We start from the raw sequence: 23557 nt of genomic DNA, 5'->3' as shown, positions 1-23557 counted from the left end.
CGGAACTCCACGATCTCGTCGTGGCTGCGCTTGGTAGGCGACCTCGGCCGGGTTCTTCTCCGGGTTGCTCACGGCGGCCCCTCACCTCAGTGAGTGCTAGCGTGCCACAAAAATGACCCCGCGATAAGTGGGGTCGCCGAACGCGACCATCTGGTCGAGCACCGCGATCGAGACGGGCAGATCGTGGGAGTCAACCCAGGTCTCGCCCTGCTCGGCGGTGATCCACGGATCGTTCAGCAGAATGGTGTCGCCCTTCACCGAGTGCGCTACGACCCAGTGCGGGGTCGAGGCATCGTGCATGGGTTCTTCTTCGATCAACAAGATCGCCAGCTCGCCACCGGCAACGCGCTCGGTGATCTGCTCAATCGACAGTGGGGCGGTGTGCTGCTGGATGCCGCGGCTCGCCGCTTCGGCCCGAGACTGTTCCTGCAACTGCTCGCGGAACACGCGCTCTTCGCCCTCGTAGGTTTCGAGGAGCGTCGGTTCGGTCGTGTCGAGGTGCAGTTCGAGACTGATGCCGGATGCCGACTGCGCGATCACGTCGTGAACGGCGACGGCGAGACCGAGGGGTTCACACGCGGGGAAGTTGGTAGCGGAACGCCAGAAAGCGAGTTCGCGCTCGCGGGCATCCTCGTCTTCGGTGTCAGCGAAAGGCTCCAGGCCGAGGTGGCTGAGGGCGGTCATTGCGGCGACCGCACCACACGTGAACAGCGTGGTCTGGCCGTAATAGCGCAGTTGCTCGTGCGGCCAGACGTCGTGCCACAGCACGAAGCCGCGAACGCCCTGAGTGCCATCAGCCGAAGAGATCGGCGTACGTAGTTCGGCGAAGCCGAGGTCGGCGGCGAAGGCGGGGAGCGCGGCGTCGAGCGGGAGCTGCCACTTGAGGGCGGCATCGCCACGCTCCGTGGAAGCCGCAATCAGTTCGCCGAGAAGGCTCTGGGCGGCAGCATCGCTGTCGGCCCAGAGGTCAACGAGCTTCGTGTAGCGCGTATTGGGGCGACCGGAAGTGAGAGCGGCGGCGCTGCCGGTGGGGGAGTCGAGCATCCAGACCCGCGGGTTATAGGGCTCGCGATCGCGTTGCCATTCGGCGGCACGCTCGGCGCCGAGAGCCTCTGTGAGGTGCGGGGGAAGCTCGGTGGGCGCGAGCTGAACAACGGCGGTGCCGATTGTTGCATCAACGGCAACGGCAACGGCAGCGGTGGTGGTGTTCGAGGCGGCAGCGTCGGTGGTGTTTGTGGCGGCAGAGTCAGCAGGAGTGGAGGTGTCCACGGGGTCCTTTCGGGGCGAGGTCGGGCGCTTGTGGCGCCGAGCTCAGTGAGTGGGTGCTTCGTGAATCGACGCTGCGACGAGCGACTGAGTGTAAGGGTGAGTCGGGGCGTTGAGCACGTCGTGGCACTGACCAGATTCGACGACTTCGCCGTGTCGCAGCACGTACACGCGGTCGGCAAGCTGGCGCACCACGGCGAGGTCGTGCGAGATAAACAGGATCGAGAGGCCGAGTTCAACGCGCAGTTTGGCGAGTAGGTCGAGAATCTGCTTCTGCACCGACACATCGAGCGCTGAGACTGATTCGTCGCAAATGAGTAGCTGTGGTTGAACAGCCAGCGCGCGAGCAATGGCGACGCGTTGACGTTGGCCACCCGACAGCTCTGCTGGTCGCTTGCTCGCGAAGTCGGTGGGCAGTTCAACCAACTTCAGCAGGCCATTGAGGTCGGATACCGGACGACCCGCCACCCGCAACGCCAACTTCAGCGACCGTCCAACACTGATCATCGGGTTGAGTGACGAGTACGGATCCTGGAACACGATCTGCATTTGCTTCGGCGTGCGTGAAGCGCGGCCGGCGGCGAGGGCAACGCCGTCGAACTCGATCACCCCGCTGGTCTCGTGCTCGAGCCCGGCAATGCAGCGCGCGATCGTGGTCTTGCCCGAACCGCTCTCGCCGACGATGCCGACGGTCTCGCCGCGGCCCACGGTGACGCTCACTCCGTGCAACACAGTTTTGTCGCCGAAGCTCTTGGTGATGTCGGTAGCGACCACGAGGTCGCCGGTTGCCGAGTCGGCATCTGCCGCCGCAGCGGTCACGCCGACACCGGATGCCGTACGCACGACCCCGGCCGAGCGATCGGTGAGCGAGGGGTCGGCTTCGATCAGCGCCCGAGTGTAGGGGTGGCTTGGTGTATTGAGCACGGAGCTCGTGACACCGCGCTCCACGATCTCGCCGTGGCGCATGACGAGCACGTGCTCGGCACGCCCGCGCACCATGCCGAGGTCGTGCGAGATGAGTAGGGCAGCCATGCCGCGCTTCTCTTGCAGGCCCCGAAGGAGGTCGAGAATCTCGCCCTGGTTGCTTGCATCGAGAGCCGTGGTTGGCTCGTCGGCAATGAGCAGTTCGGGGTCGGTGGCGAGGGCCGCAGCGATAGCAACCCGCTGCCGCATTCCACCGGAGAGTTCGTGCGGGTAGGCGCGGGCGACATCCGCGGGCAGGTTCACTTCGGCCAGGCTTCGCGTGATGCGAGCCGTGCGTTCGTCGCGGCTGAGGCGGGTCGTGCTCGCGGCATCGATCGTCATCCCGATCTGGGTGCCGCAGCGGTGTACGGGGCTCAGACTCGTGAACGGATCTTGCAGCAGCAGTGAAATGCGGCGACCTCGGGTCGCACGCCACACGGCATCCGTTGACGGCAGTTCGATGGTGGCACTCGACAGCACGATGGTGCCGCGCGCGCTGAAGCCCGCGGGCAAGAGCCCGGCGATTGCTTTGGCGGAGAGCGTCTTGCCCGAGCCCGATTCGCCGATGAGCGCAAGGGTTTCACCTGGCGCGATGGAGAAGTCGAAGGGGGCGACAACAACGCCAGACGGCCCGTCGATCGTGAGCCCGGTAACGGCCACCTGAGTGGTCGAGTCGATGCCGGGGCCAGTGCCGAGGCCTGAGCTTGGGCCGGGGCCAGTGCCCGCGACGCCCACACCGGCACCCGACGCGGGCACGTTCGTCATGTCGGTCTCGGTCATGAGCGTCCCGTTCTGGTCAAGGTTTGGCCGAGCCAGTCGCCCACGAGGTTGGCTGCTGACGCGACACCAATGATGAGCAGCGCCGGCACAAGCACGGCGGCCGGGTTGTCGATCATGATGGCGCGACCATCGGTGAGCTGACGTCCCCAATCGGCCGTGCCGGGGGCAACGCCGACGCCTAAGAACGACAGCGACGAGAACGCCACGAGCGCGAAGGCCACGTTGAGCATGGAGTTGGTGATGATGAGCGACCACACGTTGGGCAGCACCTGCGTGAACATGATGCGGGTCTTGGAGAGCGACAGCATTTGCGCTGCCTCCACGAACGGCCGCGCGGCCTGCTCCATGACCCCGGCGCGCACAATGCGGATGTCCGAGGGCGAGAACAGCAAGATCAGCAGCAGCACGGTCATCCAGTAGCCGGCGCCAAACACGCCTGCGACCACGATCGCGGCTAGCAGCAGCGGAAGCGAGAACAGCAGGTCGGTCCAGCGGCCAATGATGAAGTCGATGGGGCCGCGCAAATAGCCCGCAACGGTGCCGAGCAGAATCCCGAGCAGCATCGACCCGAGTGCAACGCACACCGGACCAACGAGGGCGGATGCCGCTCCCGCGATCGTCAGAGCAAGCACGTCTCGACCGAGTTCGTCGGTGCCGAGAAGGTGACCAGGGCTGCCCGGGGGCAGCAAGGAATCGAGAATGGACTGGGCCGTGGCATCCGGGGCAATGAGGTTGCCGAAGAGCACCAAGAAGGCGACGACGCCGAGCAGAGCGAGCGATAACCACACTGCCACCGGATGACGGCGGCGCGACCGTGGAAGTTTCGCTAAGACGATAGCTTCGGTGCTGCTCACTGAGCACTCTCCTTGGCGCGGATGCGGGGATCGAGGAAGATGTAGGCGAGATCGGCCAGCAGGGCGATGATTGCAATCGTCACGGCCACCAGCAGGGTGAGCGCTTGCACGACGGCGATGTCTTTGAACAGCACGGAGCCTTGCAGCAGGGTGCCGAGCCCGGGCAGTGCGAAGGTCGTTTCGGCGAGCACGGTACCGCCAACCAAGAAGGTCAGTACGAGGCTGGCGCCGGTCACGATCGGGATCGTGGCGTTGCGCAGGGCGATCAGGTGCACTTGGCGGTCGGGCAGGCCGCGCGCGCGACCAAAGGTCACGTAGTCACTCTCGAGTTCGCGCAGCATGGCGGTGCGGGTGAGCTTGAGGATGATAGCGCCGAGTCCGAGCGCCAGGGTGATGGCGGGCAGTACGAGGTGCCAGAGGGTGTCGAGGCCACCGTCGCCCGATCCGTAGACCGGAAAGATCGGCAGATAGAACGCGAACGTATAGAGAAGGAGGAGGCCGACGGCGAAGGTGGGGGCGCTGAGGCCGACGATTCCGAAGCCGGTCGCGAAGCGGTCGATCCAGCTTCCCGAACGAACGGCGCTCTGCACACCGAGCGGAACGGCGACGATCACGGCAAGGAGGAACGCGAGTCCGCTGAGGGCGGCAGTGATGCCCAGGCGCGAGCCAATCACGTTCGATACCGAATCTTGCAGCCGAATGGACTGCCCAAAGTCGCCGGTGAGGGTGTTGCCCAACCAGATCAGGTACTGCATGTACAGCGGCTGATCGAGGTTGTATTGCGCGCGGATGGCGGCGATGGCTTCCGGCGATGATGCCCGGTTGCCGAGCAGGTTCTTGACGATGTCGCCGGGGGCGAGGTGCAGCATCGAGAACACGATGATGGACAGCACCAGCAGGATGCCGATGGTGCCGAGCACGCGCACCACAAGCATGCGGCCCAAGGACCGTGCTTGTGATGCGCGTGCGATCGGGGTGGTTGTCACAAATTATCCAGCCGGAGTGAGCAGGGTCGGCCAGGACGAGATGAACGCGAATGAGCTGTAGCTGCTCATGTCAATGTCGTTCGAGAACGCGGTTGCGGATTGTCCCCACCAGAGCGGAACGCTGATGATGTCTTCTGCCTGCAGCGTTTCGGCCTCGATGAGGAGGTCGATGCGGGCAGAGGGGTCAGTCTCGGCGCCGATGCGCTCGAACAGCGAGAGAACTTCGGGGTTCTCGTAGTTCGAGATGTTGTAGTCGCCGAGCATGTAGGTCGACACTTCGGCGGGGTCGCCGAGAGTGGAGAAGTACCACATGAGGCCAACGCCGTAGCTGCTGTCTTGTTCGAGGCTCGCGAGCCATTCCTCGATGGGAACTTCGCGCACGTTCAGCGTGATGCCGATCTTGGAGAGGTTCTCGGCGAGCGACTGAGCGGCGGTGCCGAGCTGCGGTCCCGTGGAGGGGAACAGGATGTCGGTCTCGAAGCCATCCGGGTGATCGGATGCCGCGAGTGCTGCCGCAGCCGCATCGAGGTCGAAGTCGTACTGCGGGATGGTCGCAAGCAGGTCGCGGGCATCGTCGGCACTGTAGACACTTCCGAGGGATTCGGGGGTCGCGATGGCAGTCGCTACTTCGCCGTGGCCGCGCAGCAGCTTGTCGACGATCGTGGTGCGGTCAACGCTGTGGGCGAATGCTTCGCGCACCTTCGGGTCGTTGAACGGCTCAAGGGCGGTGTTGAAGTACATGCCGACATAGGAGAGGTCGTTGACGTAATCGACACGCATGGTGTCGAGGTCTTCCCACTGGGTCGACTGCGCGAGCGGAACGTTGAACGCCACATCGATGTCGCCAGACTGGGCGGCAAGAAGGCGAGTTCCCTCATCCGGGATGAACTTCACGTTGATGTTCTTCACCTCGGGAAGGTCGCCCCACCAGGTGTCGACGCGTTCGAAGTTCACGTGCGAGTCGGGCACGAACTCGGTGACCTTGTAGGGGCCCGAGCCCAGAAGCAGGGCGCTGCTGGTGCCGACTTCGCCGTTGTTCTCTTCCCAGAACTTTTGTGACGTGATGAAGGCCGCGCCACCCGTGCTCATGTTGGCGGCGAATGCTGCATCAGGGGCCGAGAGGGTCACGGTGACTTCGAGGTCGCCGGTCTTCTCGACGCTCTCCACGCCACCCAAATAGTACGAAAGGCCGGGCGAGCTGGTTTCGTCGCGCGCCTGCTCCAAGCTGAACACAACGTCGTCGGCGGTCACCGGGGTGCCGTCTTGGAACATCGCATCGTCGCGCAGCTCATAGACGTAGGTCACGTCATCCGGCTGGTCCCACGATTCGGCGAGGCCGGGCTGCAGGGCGCCGTCGGCGTCGATCGAGACGAGACCTTCTTGAGTGATGGAGGCGATGTAGTAGTTGAGGATGCCGCTTTCGGCGCCCACATAGAGGCTCGAGAGTGAGCCGGGCAGAGCAACCGTGATGGTGTCGATGTTGCCGTCGCCGGTGGGAGTGCTCGATGTGGCACAGCCCGCGAGCAGTAGGGCCGAGGCGGCGACGGCGACCGTGGATGCCCGAGCCCCCTTTGCCAGGGTGGAGTTAGTAGATCTCATGCGAAGTTCGTGCCTTTCGGTGAGCGTTACAGGAGGTGTAAAGGGAGGGGATGCAAATTTCGCGCGTTGGAGGTGCGAGTGCTGTGACAGTGCCGCGCGATCACTGCTGGTTTTCCGGGCCACCTCACGCATGGCCAATAGCCGCAGGGCTACGGCGATGCTTGGAGTGTCGGCGGAGTCGTCGAGCGTTGTCGCATAGATGCGTCGACGAAGTTTGGGCTGCAACTCGAGGGCGACGACGCCATCGGGCAGGGTTGTGGTGGCGAGAGCAAGTTCGGAGAGAAAGGTGACGCCGATGCCGGATGCCACGAGCGCGAGTGCTGCGCCGACGGTCGTCACATCGTGCCGCAGGGTGGGTTTTTCGCCGAGGGCGGTCGCGACGGCAACAAGCTGCTCGGTGCAGGTAGCCGGGCCGCCGATCCACGTAAATGGAAGAAGCCCCGCGACACTCGCTGACGCGCCGAGCTGATCGGCGGTGGCCCGAGGCACGATCGCGAGCACATTTTCGGAGAGTAGAAAGCGCGAGCGCAGTCCCTCCGGGCTCGTGTGCGAGCTAGACGCGATGGTGTGGTCGCTTGCGTAGCGGTAGTCGAGGGCGATGTCGGCGCGACCTTCGGCGACGGCGCTGAGGGCGGCATCCGGTGCTGCTTCGCTGAATTCGACGTGGATGCCCGGAAACTCGCGATCGAGACGCGAGAGTAGTGGCGCGATGATGCTCGCGACGGCGGCGGGGAACGCGGCGAGACGCACAGCGCCCCGGTCGAGACCGAGGTGCGCGGTGAGGTCGCTCGCGGCGGCGGTCACGGCGGCATCGATGCGGGGTGCGTGGCGGGCGAGCAGGGAGCCGGCTTCGGTGAGTTCCATGCCGCGCGGGGTGCGTGCGACGAGGGCGATGTTCAGGCGGGCTTCGCTGCGCTTGAGATGTTGGGTGATGGCGGGCTGGCTGAAACCGAGTCGGCGAGCGGCGGCAGAAACGCTGCCGGTCTCTTGGATGGCGACGAGGATGCGCAGCATGTGAAGGTCGAGCGCGCGCGTCAGTTCGTCAAGGGTGGCGGATTCCTGCGGTGCGTCCTGCATAACGACACCTTATGGGCAAACGCCACCTGCATAACGTTACAGAATGATTAACTTTGGCTATGCGGCCCGGAGCAACCCTTTCGGGGGCAGGCTGAATTGCGGACGCAAAAGTACTCTTCAATCATGACAAGTTCTCGACGCCTGCCCGCATTCATCTCAGGCGCCGTAGCTCTTTCCCTCGTTGTGAGCGGTTGCTCGCTCGTCGATCACGCTTCTGACGTAGTTGCTTCAGCAGGGGGTGATGTGCTCGCTCATGCTGTGCTCGCCGCGACAGTTGCCGAACTCGAGAGTCTTGATGGGGTGGAAGCGGCGTCGTACGAGCTCCAAGCCGACGCTTATCTCGGGAACATTGGCAGGGTCAGCGTGATCGCTACGTCGACCATCGACGGTGCTCAATTAGGCCAGCTCTCGGAACAGTTTCGTGACGGCTATACCGCGATCGAACGGGTGGCGGTTGAGCCCCACTTCAGTCTGACTCTCACGGGCGACGCCACAGGAAAATTCGACCTCTGGGAGGTTCCGGAATCGAATGAGAGCTTTGTTGAGAACTTCGAATTCTGGCGGGCCGCGTCAGCAGCGGTCGACACCGAGCTATGGCTTGAAATTCTTCCGGGCGATGGCTGGACGCTGGGGGTTCGGTCGATCGCGATTCCGGATCAGGCAGATTTCGAGGAGGCAACTGATCGCGCGATTGCGAACTACGGCGCTCTCCAAGAGGTGGAGCTTGTCGAGGATGATCGCCAGAATTACTGGCAGCTTGCGGGCATCCAATCGGTGGGGGAGCTTGCGCCACTGAGGTTCGTCGAGCTCGTGAGCGATCTGCGCACGATCATGCCGCTTTTCTATTACCAGGTGGAGTCGGATGCCGTCAGTGGCGATGCGGACTTTCCGCAAGGGTTCCAAGTTGGTTGGGGGCCACCTGGCGCGGACTACGGTCTAACATCGGTCATCGTTTCCAGCAACGAATACACCGATGAATCGCGCAGCAACGCCATTCGGGCTGCGACTCGCACGAGCGAAATTGAGGGAGTCAACTTTCAATTCGCCATGAGCGATCGGGTTTTCTGGATGCACACGTCTGCCTGCAACGATTCGGTAGTGGTCACCGCCGACGATGACCTCTTCTTCGAAGATGTCGCAGCCTCCGGCGCGAAGCTGTTTGAGGGTGCGGGCCCTGGCGCGTGCTTCCCGAATTAGCCGCTGCGTTGCTTAGCGTTCAGCAGCCACGAGAAGCTCGCCAACTTCACATTCGAGAGCTTCGCACACCGCAAACAGCGTCGAGAATCGGATGGCGCGGGCCCGGTCGTTCTTCAGAATCGACAGGTTCACGACGCTCACGCCCACAATTTCGCTCAGCCGTGTGAGCGTCATCCCCCGTTGCTCGAGCAGTTCATCAAGCCGACAGTGGATGCCGGTGGCGTCGTTCTCGTCCGCAGGCGCCATCAGACGAGTCCGTCGGTGTCGCGCTGGAGGCGCTCGCCGAATTCGAATGCGGCGGCGACGACGCCGAGGGCGAGTCCCCAGGCGAGGGGAGCGAAGTCGATGAGTACGCCGAAGATAAGCAAGCCTTCTTCACCGATACCGGTGTCGCCACGTGCGAGCACGGCGTCTCCCAGAAACTGGACGATTTCCGCGTTCGCGATGCCCTGAAGCAGGGGCGATAACATTCCGACTGCCATCACCAGCACGCTCGCTGTAAGGGCTGACCACGTGGCGGAGCGGGCAAAGGGCCGCTTCTTTAGGAGCTTCGTGCCGAGCACAAACACAATGAGAGAGAGCCCAATGCCGAGCATCGAGCCTACGGTCTCCTGCGACACCAGGAGCACGCGGATTCCGGCCGGGAGACCTTCGATCACCAGCGACACGGACTCGTACTCAGCTTTGCTGATGGCGGCAATTCCGTCGGCGAATTCTGGGGAGCGGGAGTTTGCGATTTCAAGTCCGTCAACAGTAATTTCGTTGGCGGTGAGCAGGTGCACCGACCGAGCTATCAGCAGGATGAAGCTCGCGATTCCGACGAGGAGCGCGCCGAAAGTGATTGCACGGAGCCCGCGTCCGTCGAGAACTTCGAGACGCTTGGCCGCGTCTGTTGATTTCTTCATGATCAGCTTCCCAACGTTTATCGATACTAACGATAATCGTTAACATAATGCTTATCGATATGGCACGCAAGGGCCACTTGTGCGCCTCATGACGGGCTCTCTCGATCTGCGCTCATTGCGGGCAGACGAAACGTAAGGTTGAGTCATGAATTTTCAGCGGCGGGTCATGGGCGCCATTGTGGCGGCCGCTTTGCTTGCGCCGGCGCTGGGAGGCTGCACGCCTTTCGGTGATGGAGAGAGCGGACTCCCCATCGACGAACTCACCCCTTCGCAACAACAGCTTCTCGTGGAGAGCATCGCGAGCGTGCGGCAGATTGCGGGCATTGGTGAAGTGTCTGCCACTGCGATATCGAGCGAGCTGTGGGAGAGCGCCGTCATGGTCCAAGTCGATGTGAGCGAAGGCTTTGCATCGGAACAGACGCGAGCCATTGCCGCAACGATGAATGGTGCATCCGGCCATGACAGCGAACCTGGGCTGCCTGCGGCGTTCACCATTCGACTAGCGGGGGATGCTGCTGGACGTTTTCGGGTGGCAAACCTCGGCCTTGATGCGGCTGTGGTTGCCGACAACTTCACCTACTGGCAAGCGCTTGAGGAGGCGGCCGGTATCGAGCTCAACATGATCCTCTTGCCCAGTGGTCACGATGACGGTTTCTATTCGCGAATAGTCTCAGCGCCCGACGGAGCGCCTTCGCAAGACACGATCTCCCACTTCATTGACAACTACGACGCTCTTGCTGCGATTGTTCCGATTCAGGCGAGCGACGGCAACTTGTTCTCCGCTGTCGGCAACAGCGGCCACGAAGCGTGGTCGCTGCCTGGGTTAAATGTCAACGGTCCACTTCCGCCGAGGGAAGTTATTGAGCTCCTCGAGGAGATCGGCCAGATTTATCCGCTGCAGCAGCACTCCTGGTACGACCTCGGTGAAGACCTCCCGGAGTATTCGCCGGAGGGTGCGACGGTGCGCTGGACGGATGACGACACGGTAGTGCAGGGCCGGGATGTCTCGATCTTCTCTGCTGAATATCGAAAGGAGGACTGGCCAGCGATCGTGGCTGCTGCAGCCGGCGCCACCACTCTGACCGGGTTTGATTTTCGGTACTTCTCTTTCGAACGCGAATTTCAATTTCATGTCTCTCCGTGTGACGGAACGATCGAGCAGACCGCAGACGACCAATTACTCTTCGATGCACTGTCCGTGAGCGGCGTTGCGTCGGTGGAAGACATCGCTCCCGGGTTCTGCGCCCCCGACTACTACTAGCCGCTAGCCCACGCCTTCGCGCTGAACGTCGGGAGCTGGTCTGCGCGTTTCTTAGCGCTAGCCGTGCACAGTCACGCCTAGGGCGAACAGGGGCCTATTTCGTGATTTCTCTGGTTAGTCTCTTTACATCGGTACCGAATCTGTAGCGGTATCTAAGGAGTGAAGAGATGTTTGAGAGATTTACCGACCGCGCCCGTCGTGTAGTCGTTTTGGCCCAAGAAGAGGCCAAGATGCTCAACCACAACTACATCGGCACAGAGCACATTTTGCTTGGCCTCATCCACGAGGGTGAAGGCGTTGCCGCAAAGGCGCTTGAGTCTTTGGGTATTTCGCTCGACTCCGTGCGCGAGCAAGTGCAAGACATTATTGGCCAGGGTCAGCAGCAGCCGACCGGCCACATCCCCTTTACGCCGCGTGCCAAGAAGGTACTTGAACTGAGCCTGCGCGAAGCGCTGCAGCTCGGCCACAACTACATCGGCACCGAGCACATCCTGTTGGGCCTCATCCGCGAGGGTGAAGGCGTTGCCGCTCAGGTGCTCGTGAAGCTCGGCGCTGACCTCAACAAGGTTCGCCAGCAGGTCATCCAGCTCCTCGGTAGCTTCCAGGGCAAAGAGGCGGTTGCCGTTGGTGGCAACGAGTCTGCGCCCGACAAGGGATCGCAGGTTCTTGACCAGTTCGGCCGCAACCTCACTCAGGCGGCTCGCGATGGCAAGCTCGACCCCGTTATTGGTCGCGAGAAGGAGATGGAACGCGTTATGCAGATCCTCTCCCGCCGCACCAAGAACAACCCCGTACTCATCGGTGAACCCGGTGTCGGTAAGACTGCTGTTGTTGAAGGCCTCGCCAATGCGATCGTTGCTGGCGACGTTCCCGAGACGCTGAAAGACAAGCAGCTCTACTCACTCGACCTCGGAAGCCTCATCGCCGGTAGCCGTTACCGCGGTGACTTCGAAGAGCGCCTCAAGAAGGTAACCAAGGAGATCCGCACCCGCGGAGACATCATCGTCTTCATCGACGAGATCCACAGCCTCGTCGGTGCCGGCGCTGCTGAAGGTGCCATCGATGCAGCCTCCATCCTCAAGCCGCTTCTGGCTCGTGGCGAGCTCCAGACCATTGGTGCGACGACCCTCGACGAATACCGCAAGCACTTTGAGAAGGATGCCGCGCTTGAGCGCCGCTTCCAGTCCGTGCAGGTGCACGAACCTAACCTGCCGCACACCATCAACATCCTCAAGGGACTGCGCGACAAGTACGAGTCGTTCCACAAGGTATCCATCACCGACGGTGCCATTGTTGCCGCAGCGAACCTCGCCGACCGTTACGTCGCCGACCGTTTCCTGCCAGACAAGGCCATCGACCTGCTCGACGAAGCTGGCGCGCGTCTGCGTCTGTCGATCCTGTCGGCACCTCCTGAGCTGCGCGAATTCGACGACAAGATCGCCGACGTTCGCTCGCGTAAGGAAGGCGCTATCGAGGATCAAGACTTCGAGAAGGCCGCTAGCCTGCGCGACGAAGAGAAGAAGCTGCTCGGAGAGCGCCTGCGCCTCGAGAAGCAGTGGAAGTCTGGCGACGTCGGCGCGAGCGGAATCGTGGATGAAGGTCTGATTGCCGAAGTTCTGGCAGCAGCAACCGGCATCCCCGTCTTCAAGCTCACCGAAGAAGAGTCCAGCCGCCTTATCTTCATGGAGAAGGCGCTCCACATGCGCGTCATTGGTCAAGAAGAAGCCATCTCGGTTCTCTCCAAGACCATCCGCCGCACGCGTGCAGGCCTCAAGGACCCCAACCGTCCGAGTGGTTCGTTCATCTTCGCCGGTCCGACCGGTGTGGGTAAGACCGAGCTCGCGAAGGCTCTTGCCGAGTTCCTATTCGACGATGAGTCGGCCATGATCTCGCTCGACATGAGTGAATACGGCGAGAAGCACACCGTTTCGCGACTGTTTGGTGCCCCTCCCGGATTCGTAGGATTCGAAGAGGGTGGCCAGCTCACCGAGAAGGTGCGCCGCAAGCCGTTCAGCGTTGTGCTGTTCGACGAGATCGAGAAGGCTCACCCCGATATCTTCAACTCGCTCCTGCAGATCCTCGAAGAGGGTCGCTTGACCGATGGCCAGGGTCGCGTGGTGGACTTCAAGAACACCGTCATCATCATGACCACCAACCTCGGCACGAAGGACATCACCGCTGGCCCCATGGGCTTCCAGGTGGAAGGTGACTCGGCAACAAGCTACGACCGCATGCGCGGCAAGGTTGTTGAAGAACTCAAGAAGCACTTCAAGCCTGAGTTCCTCAACCGTGTTGACGAGACCATCGTCTTCCCTCAGCTGAGCAAGCCAGAACTGTTGCAGATTGTTGACCTCTTCATCAAGCGTCTCTCTGAGCGCATGATGGATCGCGACCTCACCGTCGAGATCACTGTTCCTGCCAAGGAGCGTCTCATCGAAGTTGGGTTCGACCCCACCCTCGGTGCACGACCGCTTCGCCGCGCAGTGCAGCACGAAGTCGAAGACGCGCTCAGCGAGAAGATCCTTCACGGTGAACTCAACGCGGGCGACCACGTTCACGTTGACTTCGTTGACAACAAGTTCGTGTTCGTCACAAGCCGCCAGCCCGGTCTCCCCGAAAAGGAGCCGGCTGAGGTCGAGGCCTAAACCTCACCGCAGACGATAAGTGGCTGGGCCGCACCGCGAGGTGTCGGCCCAGCCACTTCGTCGTTAACGCGCACGCCCAACGTGGTCAGCAGCCGACCAGCAGACGGTCGGCGGACGTTCGGCGAAACCCGCACGCGAGTGCGGGGTGTGCGCGGCCCTGAGCTGTAGCGTTAGCGCGTGACCACATTCACTATCCGCCCGGCGACGACATCCGACGTACGGGTCATCCAGAGGCTCGTGGAGCCGCTCGTGAATCAGCGCATCCTGCTCGGCAAAGATCTCGTGGTGTTCTACGAAGCGGTGCAAGAGTTTCGCGTTGCGGTATCGGCTGACGGCGAGGTCATCGGATGCGGTGCTCTGCACGTGATGTGGCACGACCTTGCCGAGGTGCGAACGCTTGCTGTCGCATCCGAATGGTTGGGCACCGGTGTCGGCCATGCGTTGCTCGACCAGATCGAGCGGGACGCCAAGACGCTCGGCCTCGAGCGCCTGTTTTGTCTCACGTTTGAGACCGCGTTCTTTGCCCGGCACGGCTTCGAGCCAGTCGAAGAAGATCTCGTGGATCCCACGGTGTTTGCACAGCTGGCGCTCTCGCCCGACGAAGGTATCGCCGAATTCCTTGATCTTTCCCGTGTAAAACCCAATACCCTCGGCAACACGCGCATGCTGAAGCGTCTTTAGCGGCCTCAGACGTTTAGCCTTGCGGTATGTCGACGTTTAGGAAGCCTGTCGGCCCGCAGTCAAGCAGCGTCTATTGGCGCCGACGCTTGATCGTCGGGCTAGGACTCCTTGCCGTGATCGCCATCATTCTTCTGATTGTCTTCGGACCTAAAGCCTCGTCGGATACCGCAACCACCTCGCCATCGGCATCTGAAACGGATCCCTCGGCCGCGGAATCCAGCACGCCAGCTGCCACTGATGCGTCTGGCTCGCTCATCTGCGATCCGGCCAAGCTCACGCTCGAAGCAATCACCGATGATTCGAGCTACAGCGAGGACCAGAACCCGCAGCTGTCATTCTCAATCAAGAGCACGATGACGGAACCCTGTGTTGTCGAAGCCGGAAGCGACATCCAACAGTTCGTGGTTACCAGCGGCAGTGACGAAATCTGGAACTCGCAGCACTGTCAGACCGAAGGCGAGCCGGCCACCATTACGTTGCAGCCTGGCGTCTCCGTGCAGTCGAGCTCAATTGAGTGGGACCGCACCCGGTCGGCCACAGACACATGCGAGTCAGACCGCCCCGTTGTCACTGCGGACGGTGCCAGCTATCACCTCGAGGTCTCTGTTGGCGACATCACGTCGGAGAGCACCAAACAGTTCATTTTGAACTAACCCGGATTGGTTATGGATTCTTCATCCTCCTCGGCGCAGAGTGCCGACTTCAGCTCGCCCTTGCTCGCTCAAGCTCTGGAAGCTGGCGACCCGGTAGCAGTGGCTCTGGCGCTGCGTAACGACCGCGTGATGGTGCCGCTGCTCACGGATACTGCCAGTGACGGCGCCGCCTCTGACGGCAGCGCGTCGAACGAGAACGAAGCGCAAGTGCGTGTCTTTCGTCGCGGAGAAGCTGACAAGTACATGCTGTTGCTGTTCTCGTCGGTCGAGGCATACGTTGCGATGCTGCCCGAGGAGACCGACCATCAGGTCGTCGCCTATCGCGCGGATGACTTGCGCACCTTTTTGGAGACCAATCGAGGCGTTCTGGAGTCGGTCTGGTTCGACGTCGCTGGCCCCCACGCGATGCAAGCAGAGCCCGATGACATTCTCGATGCCCTCACCCTTTCCTAGGTAGCCCTCTCTCTGACGCCCTGTGGAAAGATTTTTGCCCTTCAGGAGAAATCGGGCGTCTGACCCAGTTCAGGGGACAAATGGTCGAAAATAGACCATTTAAGGCCATTTTCGGCACTCTTTAGGGTTACATCCAGACTCACGCCGACATCAATGTTATAAACAGGTCTTTCTATCCCGACTCTGTGACGGTTACTCTGTTCAACGTGGAAGACAACAGTTTCGGTGTGCCAGCCGGATGGTACCCAGATCCACTGGGCTTGCCCCAGTTGCGCTGGTGGGATGCCCAGGCCTGGACCGAGCACACCTCAGATGCACGTGCCCCTATTGTTGTGCAGCCGACGACGAAGCTTGCGTTCGCCGACGACGACTATGACGATGATGTCGATGAGCTTCCGTCGCGGCGTGAACAGCGCGATCGCGAACGCCACGACACCGACGACTTCCTCACAACGGAGACGCGCAGCGAGCCCGAGCCCGAGACTGCTCCGGTTCACGACGAGCTAAGCGCTCAGCCGCTTCTCGCGATGACCCTGCGTGAACTCGAGGCACCCATTGACGACGCGCAGCAGGCCGATGAGCCGATGCTGCTGCCGAAGTCGGCTAATGCTCACGCGAACTCGATGCCCGGTGCATCCACTCTCAGCTCGTACGCCGAAGAAGAAGCTGCGCCTGAGCGCGAGATTCGCCAACACCGCACCTACAACGCGGCTGTGTGGCTCATCGCGATCCTGCCGGTGATTCAACTTTTGACCAGCATGTTCTTGATTGCGGGCGCAGGCCTTGGCAGCAACTTGCCGCTGCTCCTTGTCGTCTGGATTGCTCCTTATATTGTTGTGCTCGGCCTTGCTGCCTACGACAACCTGCTCTTGCAGGTGTGGGGACACGAAGAACCTGCAAGCGCAGCGTGGGCATTCCTCACTGCACCTGTTTACCTCGTGATTCGCGGCCTTCGCACCATGAAAGAGACCGGTAAGGGCATCGCACCAATCGCGACCTGGACTGGCTCGATGATGTCGCTGGTTATCGGAATGTTGATTCTTCCCGGACTGCTCATCTCCTTGATCCCGCAGACCTTCAGCAACCAGATTGAAAATTCGATTCAGGCTCAAGCCGCAACTCTCGGAGCGGACATTCAGCTTTCGTGCCCCTCTACTCCGCCGGTCCTCATCGGTGACACGTTCACGTGTCGCGCAGTGAAGCCAGCAAGCGGTGAGAGCGATTCGATTCTGGTCAGCTTGCAGCGTGAGAACGGCTGGATCAGCTGGCGCGTAGAGGACTGGGGTCTCTGGACCCTGTTCGGCTAGCCAACATTTCACCACCTAGCAGTGCAACGGCGGCTCATCTTCGGATGAGCCGCCGTTGCTTCGTTCTCGGGGGAGTTGCGCGAAACCGAGTGGTTAGAACTCGGGGATCTGCACGCGCTCGTCGGTCGCGCCAGCAAAGGCCAGGCGGAGGGCTTCACGCACGTGGGCAGCGTCGGCATCGATGATGGTGTCGAAACCGAGGCGTGCTGCTTCTGCCAGTCGCTGCTTCGCGGATGATGCCGGTCGAATCTCGCCAGCCAGACTGATCTCGCCGACGACGGCCATGGTGGCGGAGAACGCTTTGTCCTTATACGCGCTGGCGATGGCGAGCGCGATCGCGAGGTCGGCGCCGGGCTCCGTGACGCGGATGCCGCCCACGGTCGACACGTACACATCGAAGGTAGACAGAGGGATTCCCGCTCGCCGCTCAAGCACCGCGAGCAGCATGGCCACTCGTGAGGCATCGACGCCGTTGACGACGCGGCGCGGTTGGGGAGCCTGAGATTTCACGATCAGCGCCTGCACCTCAACGGGCAGAGCACGCCGACCTTCGAGGGCGATCGTGACGCACGTGCCACTCACGGGTTGGCGGGCGTGGGAAAGGAAGAGGCCGCTGGGGTCGGAAACCTCGGCGATGCCTTCGCCGGTCATCTCGAAGCAACCGACTTCTTCGGTGGAGCCAAAACGGTTCTTGTGGGCGCGGACAAAGCGCAGCGCCGTCTGGCGGTCGCCTTCGAACTGGAGCACGACATCCACGAGGTGTTCGAGCAGGCGTGGGCCCGCAATGGTGCCGTCTTTAGTGACGTGACCCACAAGGAGGATGGGCAGGTTCTGGTCTTTGCTGACCCGGATGAGAGTGGACGCAACTTCGCGCACTTGCGACGGCCCGCCCGCGATGCCCTCGGTTGCGGCAGAGGCGACCGTTTGCACGGAGTCGACGATCACTAGTTGTGGCTTGACGTGATCGATCTGACCGAGGATCGTGCCGAGATCGGTCTCGGCGGCCAAGAACAGCGACGGGTGCAGGGCGTTGGTGCGTTCGGCGCGCAAGCGAACTTGGCTCACCGACTCTTCGGCCGTGACATACAGAACACGCTGACCGGATGCCGCAGCCCGCGACGCCACCTCGAGTAGCAGCGTTGACTTGCCGACGCCGGGTTCGCCGCTCAACAGAATGGCAGCGCCGGGCACGACGCCGCCGCCGAGCACGCGGTCGAACTCGGCGATGCCGCTCGGCCAGTGCGCAACGGACTCGGCACCGATCTCGGTGATGGAGCGTGCGCCGCTCGTGTTAGAGACGGCAACGGTGGCCACGCGCTTGGTGATGCCTGTTGCTGCGCCAGCATCCGTCACGGTGCCCCACTGCTGGCATTCGCCGCAGCGGCCCACCCATTTAATGCTCGTCCAGCCGCACTCAGTGCAGCGAAAATTACTTACAGCTCGGGCCATGCTTCAACCCTAGGCGGCACGACCGACACTGTTAGGCGAGAGTGAGGAAGAGCTTCTCGATGTCAGCATGGGACATTCCATCGTGGTTGCCCTCGCCATCCGCATCATCCGTCGAGCATGATTGCAGGGCGTTCGCGATGATCATGAAACCGGCGCGATCGAGTGCCTTGCTGACGGCAGCGAGTTGCGTGACAACGTCTTTGCAGTTCGAGTCGGCTCCCATCGACTGGATGAGGGCGTGCAGCTGACCTTCGGCGCGCTTGAGGCGGTTCATGACCTTGCGCATGGCTTCGGGGTCGTGCCCGGTAGCGGCATCCGCGGAGGTGGCGACTTCAGAGGTAGCAACTTCAGAGGCGGTCATGACTAGTTGCCTTTCGTGACGGGCAGGCCGGCAGTACGCCAGGCGGAAGTTCCGCCCTCGACGTTGACAGCGTCGAAGCCTTGAGTGTTGAGCCATTCGACGGCCTGAGCGCTGCGTCCACCGCTCTCGCAGATGACGTAGACGGTCTCGTCACGGTCGAGTTCTTCGACACGAGCAACGAGTTCCCCGAGCGGAATACTCGCGGCCGCAGGCGCATGCCCCGAAACGTATTCGCCGGGTTCGCGCACGTCAACGACGACGGGGTTGGTGAGTTCGGAGAGGGTCTGAGGTGTAACGGTGTTCATGGGGATTCCTTGGGGTGAAGTGGTCAGCTGAATATGAGCGAGTGGTTGATTAGGCGTTGGCCGCGAGCCATGTGCGGTAGCCGCCATCGAGATTGACGGCGTCGATTCCGTGCTGGGTGAGGATGCGCACGGCGGTGTGGCCGCGCTGTCCGACCTGGCAGTGCACGATCACGCGGCGGTCGTCGAGCTCGCCGAAGCGGCTGCGCAAATCGTCGAGCGGAATGTTGACGGCGTGCGGGATGGCGCCGCTTTCGAATTCGGCGGGGGTGCGAACATCCACCAGCAGCGTGCCCGCCTCCAGTTCGGCATCGATCTCGTGCCACTGAATCGAGGCGCTGAGGTTGTCTCGCAGGTTTTTGGCGACGTAGCCGAGGTGGTTGATGGGGTCTTTGGCTGAGCCATACTGCGGCGCATAGGAGAGCTCGAGGTCGGCGAGAGCACTTGCAGTGAGGCCGACGCTCGTGGCGGTCGCAATCACATCCATTCGCTTGTCGACACCTTCGCGCCCGACGGCTTGGGCGCCGAGGATGAGATCGGTGGCGGCGTCGACGATGAGCTTGAGTGACAGCGACTGGGCGCCGGGGTAATAGCCAGCGTGAGACACCGGGTGGGTGTGGATCACGCGAATGTCGCGACCGGCAGCACGCAGCGCGCGCTCGGTCGAACCGAGGCTGGCGGCGGTGAGATCGAAAACGCCGACAATGGCGGTGCCGAGTGCGGGCTTCGAGTGCACGTGATCCCCGGCGAGCGTGTCGGCAAGGTAGCGGCCGTCACGGTTGGCTGGCCCCGCAAGCGCAACGAGTTCGTGCTCGCCGCTGATCGCCCCGACCTTCTCGGCGACGTCGCCGATCGCATAGATGTGGGGTGCGCTGGTCTGATACCCAGCACTGACCCGGATGCCGCCCGTTGGCCCGGTAGCGAGGCCAGCGTGCACGGCGAGCCCGTTGTCGGGTCGCACACCAACAGCCGCGACGACGAGGTCTGCGGCAACGCTGGAGCCGTCGCTGAGCTGGACGGAGGTGTCATCCATCGCGATCGCTTCCGTCGCGAGGTGGAGGGCAACGCCGTTCTCGCGAAGGTGGGCTTCGATCGGGGTGACCATTTCGGCGTCGAAGGTTCCGAGCACATGCGCGGGGCGTTGCGCGAGAGTGACCTTGAGGCCGCGCTTGGCAAGATTTTCGGCCATCTCGATGCCGATGTAGCCGGCACCCAAAACGACAACGTTCGCGGTCGCCGGGTCGAGGGCGTCGAGGGAGGACTGGAGCAGGTCGACGTCTTCGATATTGCGCAGCACGAGCATCCGCTCACTGCCAGGGATGGCAGGAATGACTGCGCTCGCGCCGGTCGCGATCACGAGCTCGTCGTAGCTTTCGGTGCTGATGGTGTCGTCGACGTGGTTGTGCACGGTGATGCTGCGTTGGGTCGGGTCGATGGCGGTGACGTTGTGGTTGACGCGCACGTCGAGGCCGAAGCGGCTGCCGAGGCCTGCGGGAGTCTGCAGCAGCAGCTCGTCGCGGTCGGTGATGACACCGCCGAGATAGTACGCAAGCCCGCAGTTGGCGAACGACACGTGACCGCTGCGTTCAAAGATGACGATCTCGGCGTGCTCATCGCGACGACGCATGCGCGTGGCGAAGGACATTCCGGCGGCGACTCCACCGATAACGAGGATGCGGCGTGTGCGGTGCGTGGGGGAAGAGCTCATCAACCCAGCATACCTAGGGGGGTATGGGCTCAGGTGGGTGTTCTCCCCGAGCGGAACAGTGCCTCGAGCGGATCAGTGCCGGTAGCGGAACAGCGCCGCGAGCGGAACAGCGCCGCGAGCGGAACAGCGCCGCGAGCGGAACAGCGCTCCGGATAATTGATTGATGAGGAAAGCGCGACTTTTGGATGCTTTCTGCCTACGATGAGAGGGCGAACAAGGGAGCACCGTGGCGACAGACAAAAGCATTGACCCCCGATTCGACCCCGTTTTTCAACGGGGTTATGCGGCAGGTGAGGGTGGCCCGAGAGAAGAGAGCACTCGCACCGCACGGACAGTTGATAGTTACCGCCAGCCCGTCGCTACCTCCGTAGCCCCGGCACCGCCGCAGGTCGCGCGTGATGAACGCGGCCCGTCACTCTCTGCACCCCCATCCGCAGTCGCACCCATGCCCGTCTCCGATCCCACGACGCCCCAGACGCAGTATCTGGATGGCGCGGCTGTCGTCGAGGGCCCGGAAGTCACGAGCACGCCAACAAGTCTCGCTCGCAATCCCTGGATCTACGTTCTGTGGTCGGTTGGTGGTGTCCTCATGGCAAGCGGAGTCGGAGGGCTGTGGTGGTCGTTCAAGGGACTTTATGGTCGCGGAACGATCGACGAAAACAGCTGGCAGTTGTTCAACCTCGCCCAAACTGCGTCACCGCTGTGCATCATCGCTGGCGCATTCTGCGTGGCGAGCGCCCTGCTCGTGCACTGCCTCGATTGGATGCGCCGGAACCCGTGAACGCACGCCGTCGATATCTGTACTAAACTCTCTCCCGGTACCGTGTCCGAGCGGCCGAAGGTGCAACTCTCGAAAAGTTGTGTGCGTGAAAGCGCACCGTGGGTTCAAATCCCACCGGTACCGCCAGCAAAAGCCCCGCATCCTTGTGATGTGGGGCTTTTTCGTGCGCGGATCGATGGTCTGAGTGTCGGGCCAGCCCGGTTCCGGGCTTCCTTGGTGTGCCTGCGAATACTGAGGAAACTATCTCTTCCTATCGATTGTGATCGCTGGATTGACTTCCGCAGTAGCGCGACCCTATGCTCGTCATGTTCATAGTTGTCTAGGTACATAGAAGTACGGTCTAAATCAATGAAGATTTCAGTTGTCGGTAGCTACGGCGTCGGTCTGACGATGCGTGTCCCGAGAGTTCCCGCCCCCGGCGAGACCGTCTCCGGCGGAACATTCGACGAAGGCCCCGGCGGAAAAGGGTCGAACCAGGCCATCGGCGCAGCGAGACTTGGCGCAGAGGTAGCATTCCTCACCGCCATCGGCGACGACGCGTTCGGTGCTTCGGCTCGTTCGCTCTGGCGTGCAGAAGGGGTGAACGCAGATCACGTGATCACCGCATCGGGGGCAACGATGGTTGGCTTCATCCTCGTTGATCCCTCTGGCGAAAACTGCATCTCCATCGCTCCCGGCGCACTCGACGAACTCGATGAGAGTTCGGTCGAACCCTTCCGAACAGCGATCGCTGATTCCGACATTGTGGTGATCTCGATGGAGATCCCGTTGTCGGCTGTGGAAGCGGCTTTGCGCATCGGGCGCGAAACAGGGACCCGCACGCTTCTCAACCCGGCACCAGCCCAAAAGCTCCCGGATGCGTTCTGGCCGCTCATTGACATCATCACTCCGAATCAGACCGAAGCTCCCGTGCTGTTGGGTCTCGCTCCCGATCACGGGCTCACGGACGAAGAACTCGTGAACGCGCTGCGCCAGCGAACGGGGGGCGTCGCGATTCTCACCCGCGGTGGTGCTGGGGCGCTTGCCTCCGATGCCGACGGGACCATCGAGATTGCGGCACGCACTGTGGAAAACGTCGTCGACACCACCGGTGCGGGCGACTCATTCACCGCGGCGCTCGCTGTAGCTCTTGCTGAAGGCCGTGTGCTTTCCGAAGCTGCTGCTTTTGCTGCGGACGCAGGCGCCCACGCAGTCACCATCGCGGGTGTCATTCCCTCACTTCCCACACGTAGCCAGCTGGATTCAACGATTGGATCGACCCGATGACCACATCGACACTGAGCGCGCCACGAGCACGCTTCGACTTTCGAAAGCTCCTCCACGCGAGAGAATCCGGAGTCTTCGCCGCGCTCGTGCTGCTCTTCATCCTCGGCACAGTGCTCTCCCCGAACTTTGCGCAGTCCGGAAACCTGCTGTCTGTCGGGCAGCAGATTTCCCAAATCGGAATCATGGCGATTGGCGCAACGTTCGTCATCGTGAACGGCGAGATTGACCTTTCGGTGGGTTCAATTTACGCGCTAGCCGCTGTCTCAACGGGTATGGCGATTGTGGCGGGAATGAGCTGGCCGGTGGCGTCCTTGATCGGCCTTGCCGTTGGAGCGTTCGCTGGTCTGCTCAACGGTCTCGCCGTCGTGTTGCTTGGTGTGCCGTCATTTATCGTGACGCTCGGAAGCCTGAGCGTGTTCCGAGGAGTGACGCTGTTGATTTCGGATGGCGCCCCCATTTCATTGAGCGCGAAACTGCCCGGCGTTACCGAGTTTTCGCTGCTGGGTCAGGGACGACTCTTCGGAGTGGTTCCCATGCAGCTGTTGATCTTCGCTGCTATCGCTGCTGTGGGAGTCATTCTGCTGTCGCGGTCACGCCTCGGTTTCAACACGTACGCGGTCGGGGGCAACCAAGAAGCTGCTCGCCTCGTCGGTATCAATGTGAAATCAGTCAAGCTCACTGCCTTCGTGCTCTCGGGTCTCACTGCCGCGATTGCTGGAGTGCTCGGCCTCTCGTTCCTCTCCTATGTCCAGGGGGTTACGGGAACCGGGCTCGAACTCACGGTGATTTCGGCCGTGATTATCGGTGGTGCTGCACTCTTCGGTGGTTCCGGAACGATGTGGGGCACCATCATCGGTGTCAGTTTCATCGGACTGCTGCAGAACATCCTCAATATCAATGGCATCTCGTCGTTCTGGCAGACCGTCGTCACCGGTCTCGTGATCGTCGCAGCAGTCGCTGCCGATACCTGGCAGCGCAAACGTAAAACCAAGGCGTGAAATATCGCGTCTTCCCCTAGCTGAGCGGCTTACCACCTGCGCTCGGCGCAACAGCAAGAAATCCA

At 62.0% G+C, this 23557-nt stretch carries 21 protein-coding genes and 1 tRNA gene; 11 read left to right on the top strand and 11 right to left on the bottom strand.

Features of this window, described 5'->3' with window-relative positions:
• Window positions 1–96: 96 nt before the first annotated feature.
• Genes I6E56_RS15180 through I6E56_RS06720 form a run of 5 tightly spaced genes read right to left on the bottom strand, consistent with a single transcriptional unit; the run spans window position 97 to window position 7525 of the window.
• Window positions 97–1269: a peptidase C39 family protein gene (locus tag I6E56_RS15180; protein WP_307842797.1), complete on the bottom strand. Its 1173-nt coding sequence runs from the start codon at window positions 1267–1269 to the stop codon at window positions 97–99.
• A 42-nt stretch (window positions 1270–1311) separates the two neighbouring features.
• Entirely contained in the window at window positions 1312–3009 is a 1698-nt protein-coding gene (locus I6E56_RS06735) for an ABC transporter ATP-binding protein (protein ID WP_231606264.1), read from the bottom strand.
• Window positions 3006–3863, bottom strand: coding sequence for an ABC transporter permease (locus tag I6E56_RS06730; RefSeq protein ID WP_197136892.1), 858 nt, complete (start codon window positions 3861–3863; stop codon window positions 3006–3008). Before I6E56_RS06730 ends, I6E56_RS06735 begins: the two co-directional genes overlap by 4 nt.
• Complete coding sequence (locus tag I6E56_RS06725) at window positions 3860–4849, bottom strand: ABC transporter permease (RefSeq protein ID WP_197136890.1); 990 nt, start codon at window positions 4847–4849, stop codon at window positions 3860–3862. The genes I6E56_RS06730 and I6E56_RS06725 overlap by 4 nt, the downstream gene beginning before the upstream one ends.
• Before the next feature lie 3 nt (window positions 4850–4852).
• Window positions 4853–7525: an ABC transporter substrate-binding protein gene (locus I6E56_RS06720; RefSeq protein WP_197136888.1), complete on the bottom strand. Its 2673-nt coding sequence runs from the start codon at window positions 7523–7525 to the stop codon at window positions 4853–4855.
• A gap of 123 nt (window positions 7526–7648) precedes the next feature.
• On the opposite strand from I6E56_RS06720, the gene I6E56_RS06715 reads away from it, so the two are divergent.
• On the top strand, window positions 7649–8722 hold the full coding sequence (locus I6E56_RS06715) for a hypothetical protein (protein WP_197136887.1): 1074 nt from the start codon (window positions 7649–7651) through the stop codon (window positions 8720–8722).
• A 12-nt stretch (window positions 8723–8734) separates the two neighbouring features.
• Here the strand turns inward: I6E56_RS06715 and I6E56_RS06710 are convergent, their stop codons facing one another.
• Together I6E56_RS06710 and I6E56_RS06705 are read right to left on the bottom strand one after the other, a co-directional pair.
• Window positions 8735–8968 (bottom strand): helix-turn-helix transcriptional regulator, encoded by a 234-nt coding sequence (locus tag I6E56_RS06710; RefSeq protein ID WP_197136886.1) that lies wholly within the window; start codon window positions 8966–8968, stop codon window positions 8735–8737.
• A complete protein-coding gene (locus I6E56_RS06705; protein ID WP_197136885.1) occupies window positions 8968–9627 on the bottom strand; it encodes a hypothetical protein in 660 nt (219 codons plus the stop codon). Before I6E56_RS06705 ends, I6E56_RS06710 begins: the two co-directional genes overlap by 1 nt.
• A gap of 145 nt (window positions 9628–9772) precedes the next feature.
• Between I6E56_RS06705 and I6E56_RS06700 the strand changes: the two genes are divergently transcribed.
• From I6E56_RS06700 to I6E56_RS06675, 6 genes are all read left to right on the top strand, one after another.
• Window positions 9773–10888, top strand: coding sequence for a hypothetical protein (locus tag I6E56_RS06700; RefSeq protein ID WP_197136884.1), 1116 nt, complete (start codon window positions 9773–9775; stop codon window positions 10886–10888).
• Between the two features lie 167 nt (window positions 10889–11055).
• Window positions 11056–13533, top strand: coding sequence for an ATP-dependent Clp protease ATP-binding subunit (locus tag I6E56_RS06695; protein ID WP_197136883.1), 2478 nt, complete (start codon window positions 11056–11058; stop codon window positions 13531–13533).
• A gap of 177 nt (window positions 13534–13710) precedes the next feature.
• Window positions 13711–14214: an amino-acid N-acetyltransferase gene (locus tag I6E56_RS06690; RefSeq protein ID WP_197136882.1), complete on the top strand. Its 504-nt coding sequence runs from the start codon at window positions 13711–13713 to the stop codon at window positions 14212–14214.
• A gap of 26 nt (window positions 14215–14240) precedes the next feature.
• Window positions 14241–14867, top strand: coding sequence for a hypothetical protein (locus tag I6E56_RS06685; RefSeq protein WP_231606263.1), 627 nt, complete (start codon window positions 14241–14243; stop codon window positions 14865–14867).
• A gap of 12 nt (window positions 14868–14879) precedes the next feature.
• Entirely contained in the window at window positions 14880–15320 is a 441-nt protein-coding gene (locus I6E56_RS06680; protein WP_197136880.1) for an SseB family protein, read from the top strand.
• Window positions 15321–15505: 185 nt separating this feature from the next.
• Window positions 15506–16627, top strand: a complete 1122-nt coding sequence (locus tag I6E56_RS06675) for a DUF2510 domain-containing protein (protein ID WP_307842796.1) — start codon at window positions 15506–15508, stop codon at window positions 16625–16627.
• Between the two features lie 93 nt (window positions 16628–16720).
• On the opposite strand, the gene radA is transcribed toward I6E56_RS06675, so the two are convergent.
• From radA to I6E56_RS06655, 4 genes are read right to left on the bottom strand one after another with little or no spacing between them, the layout of a single operon-like run.
• Window positions 16721–18076: a DNA repair protein RadA gene (gene radA, locus I6E56_RS06670; RefSeq protein WP_197136879.1), complete on the bottom strand. Its 1356-nt coding sequence runs from the start codon at window positions 18074–18076 to the stop codon at window positions 16721–16723.
• 31 nt (window positions 18077–18107) lie between these two features.
• Complete coding sequence (locus tag I6E56_RS06665; protein ID WP_197136878.1) at window positions 18108–18437, bottom strand: metal-sensitive transcriptional regulator; 330 nt, start codon at window positions 18435–18437, stop codon at window positions 18108–18110.
• A gap of 2 nt (window positions 18438–18439) precedes the next feature.
• The gene (locus I6E56_RS06660; RefSeq protein WP_197136877.1) at window positions 18440–18742 is read right to left on the bottom strand and encodes a rhodanese-like domain-containing protein; all 303 of its coding nucleotides are present in this window, start codon (window positions 18740–18742) and stop codon (window positions 18440–18442) included.
• A 49-nt stretch (window positions 18743–18791) separates the two neighbouring features.
• Entirely contained in the window at window positions 18792–20447 is a 1656-nt protein-coding gene (locus I6E56_RS06655; RefSeq protein ID WP_197136876.1) for an FAD-dependent oxidoreductase, read from the bottom strand.
• Window positions 20448–20673: 226 nt separating this feature from the next.
• On the opposite strand from I6E56_RS06655, the gene I6E56_RS06650 reads away from it, so the two are divergent.
• The 4 genes from I6E56_RS06650 to I6E56_RS06635 all read left to right on the top strand — a co-directional run bounded on the left by I6E56_RS06650 (window position 20674) and on the right by I6E56_RS06635 (window position 23492).
• Window positions 20674–21228: a hypothetical protein gene (locus tag I6E56_RS06650; RefSeq protein WP_197136875.1), complete on the top strand. Its 555-nt coding sequence runs from the start codon at window positions 20674–20676 to the stop codon at window positions 21226–21228.
• A 36-nt stretch (window positions 21229–21264) separates the two neighbouring features.
• Window positions 21265–21354 (top strand) — tRNA-Ser (locus I6E56_RS06645).
• A 222-nt stretch (window positions 21355–21576) separates the two neighbouring features.
• Window positions 21577–22494 (top strand): ribokinase, encoded by a 918-nt coding sequence (locus I6E56_RS06640; RefSeq protein WP_197136873.1) that lies wholly within the window; start codon window positions 21577–21579, stop codon window positions 22492–22494.
• Window positions 22491–23492: an ABC transporter permease gene (locus I6E56_RS06635; protein ID WP_197136871.1), complete on the top strand. Its 1002-nt coding sequence runs from the start codon at window positions 22491–22493 to the stop codon at window positions 23490–23492. Before I6E56_RS06640 ends, I6E56_RS06635 begins: the two co-directional genes overlap by 4 nt.
• The last annotated feature ends 65 nt before the right edge of the window (window positions 23493–23557 follow it).

Source organism: Salinibacterium sp. NK8237, from assembly GCF_015864955.1.
Lineage (GTDB): Bacteria > Actinomycetota > Actinomycetes > Actinomycetales > Microbacteriaceae > Rhodoglobus.
The sequence above is the reverse complement of the archived record's forward strand: the minus strand, read 5'-3'. Positions and strand labels throughout refer to the sequence as shown.

Bases quoted from the DNA above. Each gene is read 5' to 3' on its own strand.
- I6E56_RS06695 (WP_197136883.1), top strand. From the start codon at position 11,056: ATGTTTGAGAGATTTACCGACCGCGCCCGTCGTGTAGTCGTTTTGGCC.
- I6E56_RS06720 (WP_197136888.1), bottom strand. From the start codon at position 7,525: ATGCAGGACGCACCGCAGGAATCCGCCACCCTTGACGAACTGACGCGC.
- I6E56_RS06680 (WP_197136880.1), top strand. From the start codon at position 14,880: ATGGATTCTTCATCCTCCTCGGCGCAGAGTGCCGACTTCAGCTCGCCC.
- I6E56_RS06700 (WP_197136884.1), top strand. From the start codon at position 9,773: ATGAATTTTCAGCGGCGGGTCATGGGCGCCATTGTGGCGGCCGCTTTG.
- I6E56_RS06655 (WP_197136876.1), bottom strand. From the start codon at position 20,447: ATGAGCTCTTCCCCCACGCACCGCACACGCCGCATCCTCGTTATCGGT.
- I6E56_RS06640 (WP_197136873.1), top strand. From the start codon at position 21,577: ATGAAGATTTCAGTTGTCGGTAGCTACGGCGTCGGTCTGACGATGCGT.
- I6E56_RS06735 (WP_231606264.1), bottom strand. From the start codon at position 3,009: ATGACCGAGACCGACATGACGAACGTGCCCGCGTCGGGTGCCGGTGTG.
- I6E56_RS06710 (WP_197136886.1), bottom strand. From the start codon at position 8,968: ATGGCGCCTGCGGACGAGAACGACGCCACCGGCATCCACTGTCGGCTT.
- I6E56_RS06635 (WP_197136871.1), top strand. From the start codon at position 22,491: ATGACCACATCGACACTGAGCGCGCCACGAGCACGCTTCGACTTTCGA.
- I6E56_RS06665 (WP_197136878.1), bottom strand. From the start codon at position 18,437: ATGACCGCCTCTGAAGTTGCTACCTCTGAAGTCGCCACCTCCGCGGAT.
- I6E56_RS06685 (WP_231606263.1), top strand. From the start codon at position 14,241: ATGTCGACGTTTAGGAAGCCTGTCGGCCCGCAGTCAAGCAGCGTCTAT.
- I6E56_RS06705 (WP_197136885.1), bottom strand. From the start codon at position 9,627: ATGAAGAAATCAACAGACGCGGCCAAGCGTCTCGAAGTTCTCGACGGA.
- I6E56_RS06715 (WP_197136887.1), top strand. From the start codon at position 7,649: ATGACAAGTTCTCGACGCCTGCCCGCATTCATCTCAGGCGCCGTAGCT.
- radA (WP_197136879.1), bottom strand. From the start codon at position 18,076: ATGGCCCGAGCTGTAAGTAATTTTCGCTGCACTGAGTGCGGCTGGACG.
- I6E56_RS06660 (WP_197136877.1), bottom strand. From the start codon at position 18,742: ATGAACACCGTTACACCTCAGACCCTCTCCGAACTCACCAACCCCGTC.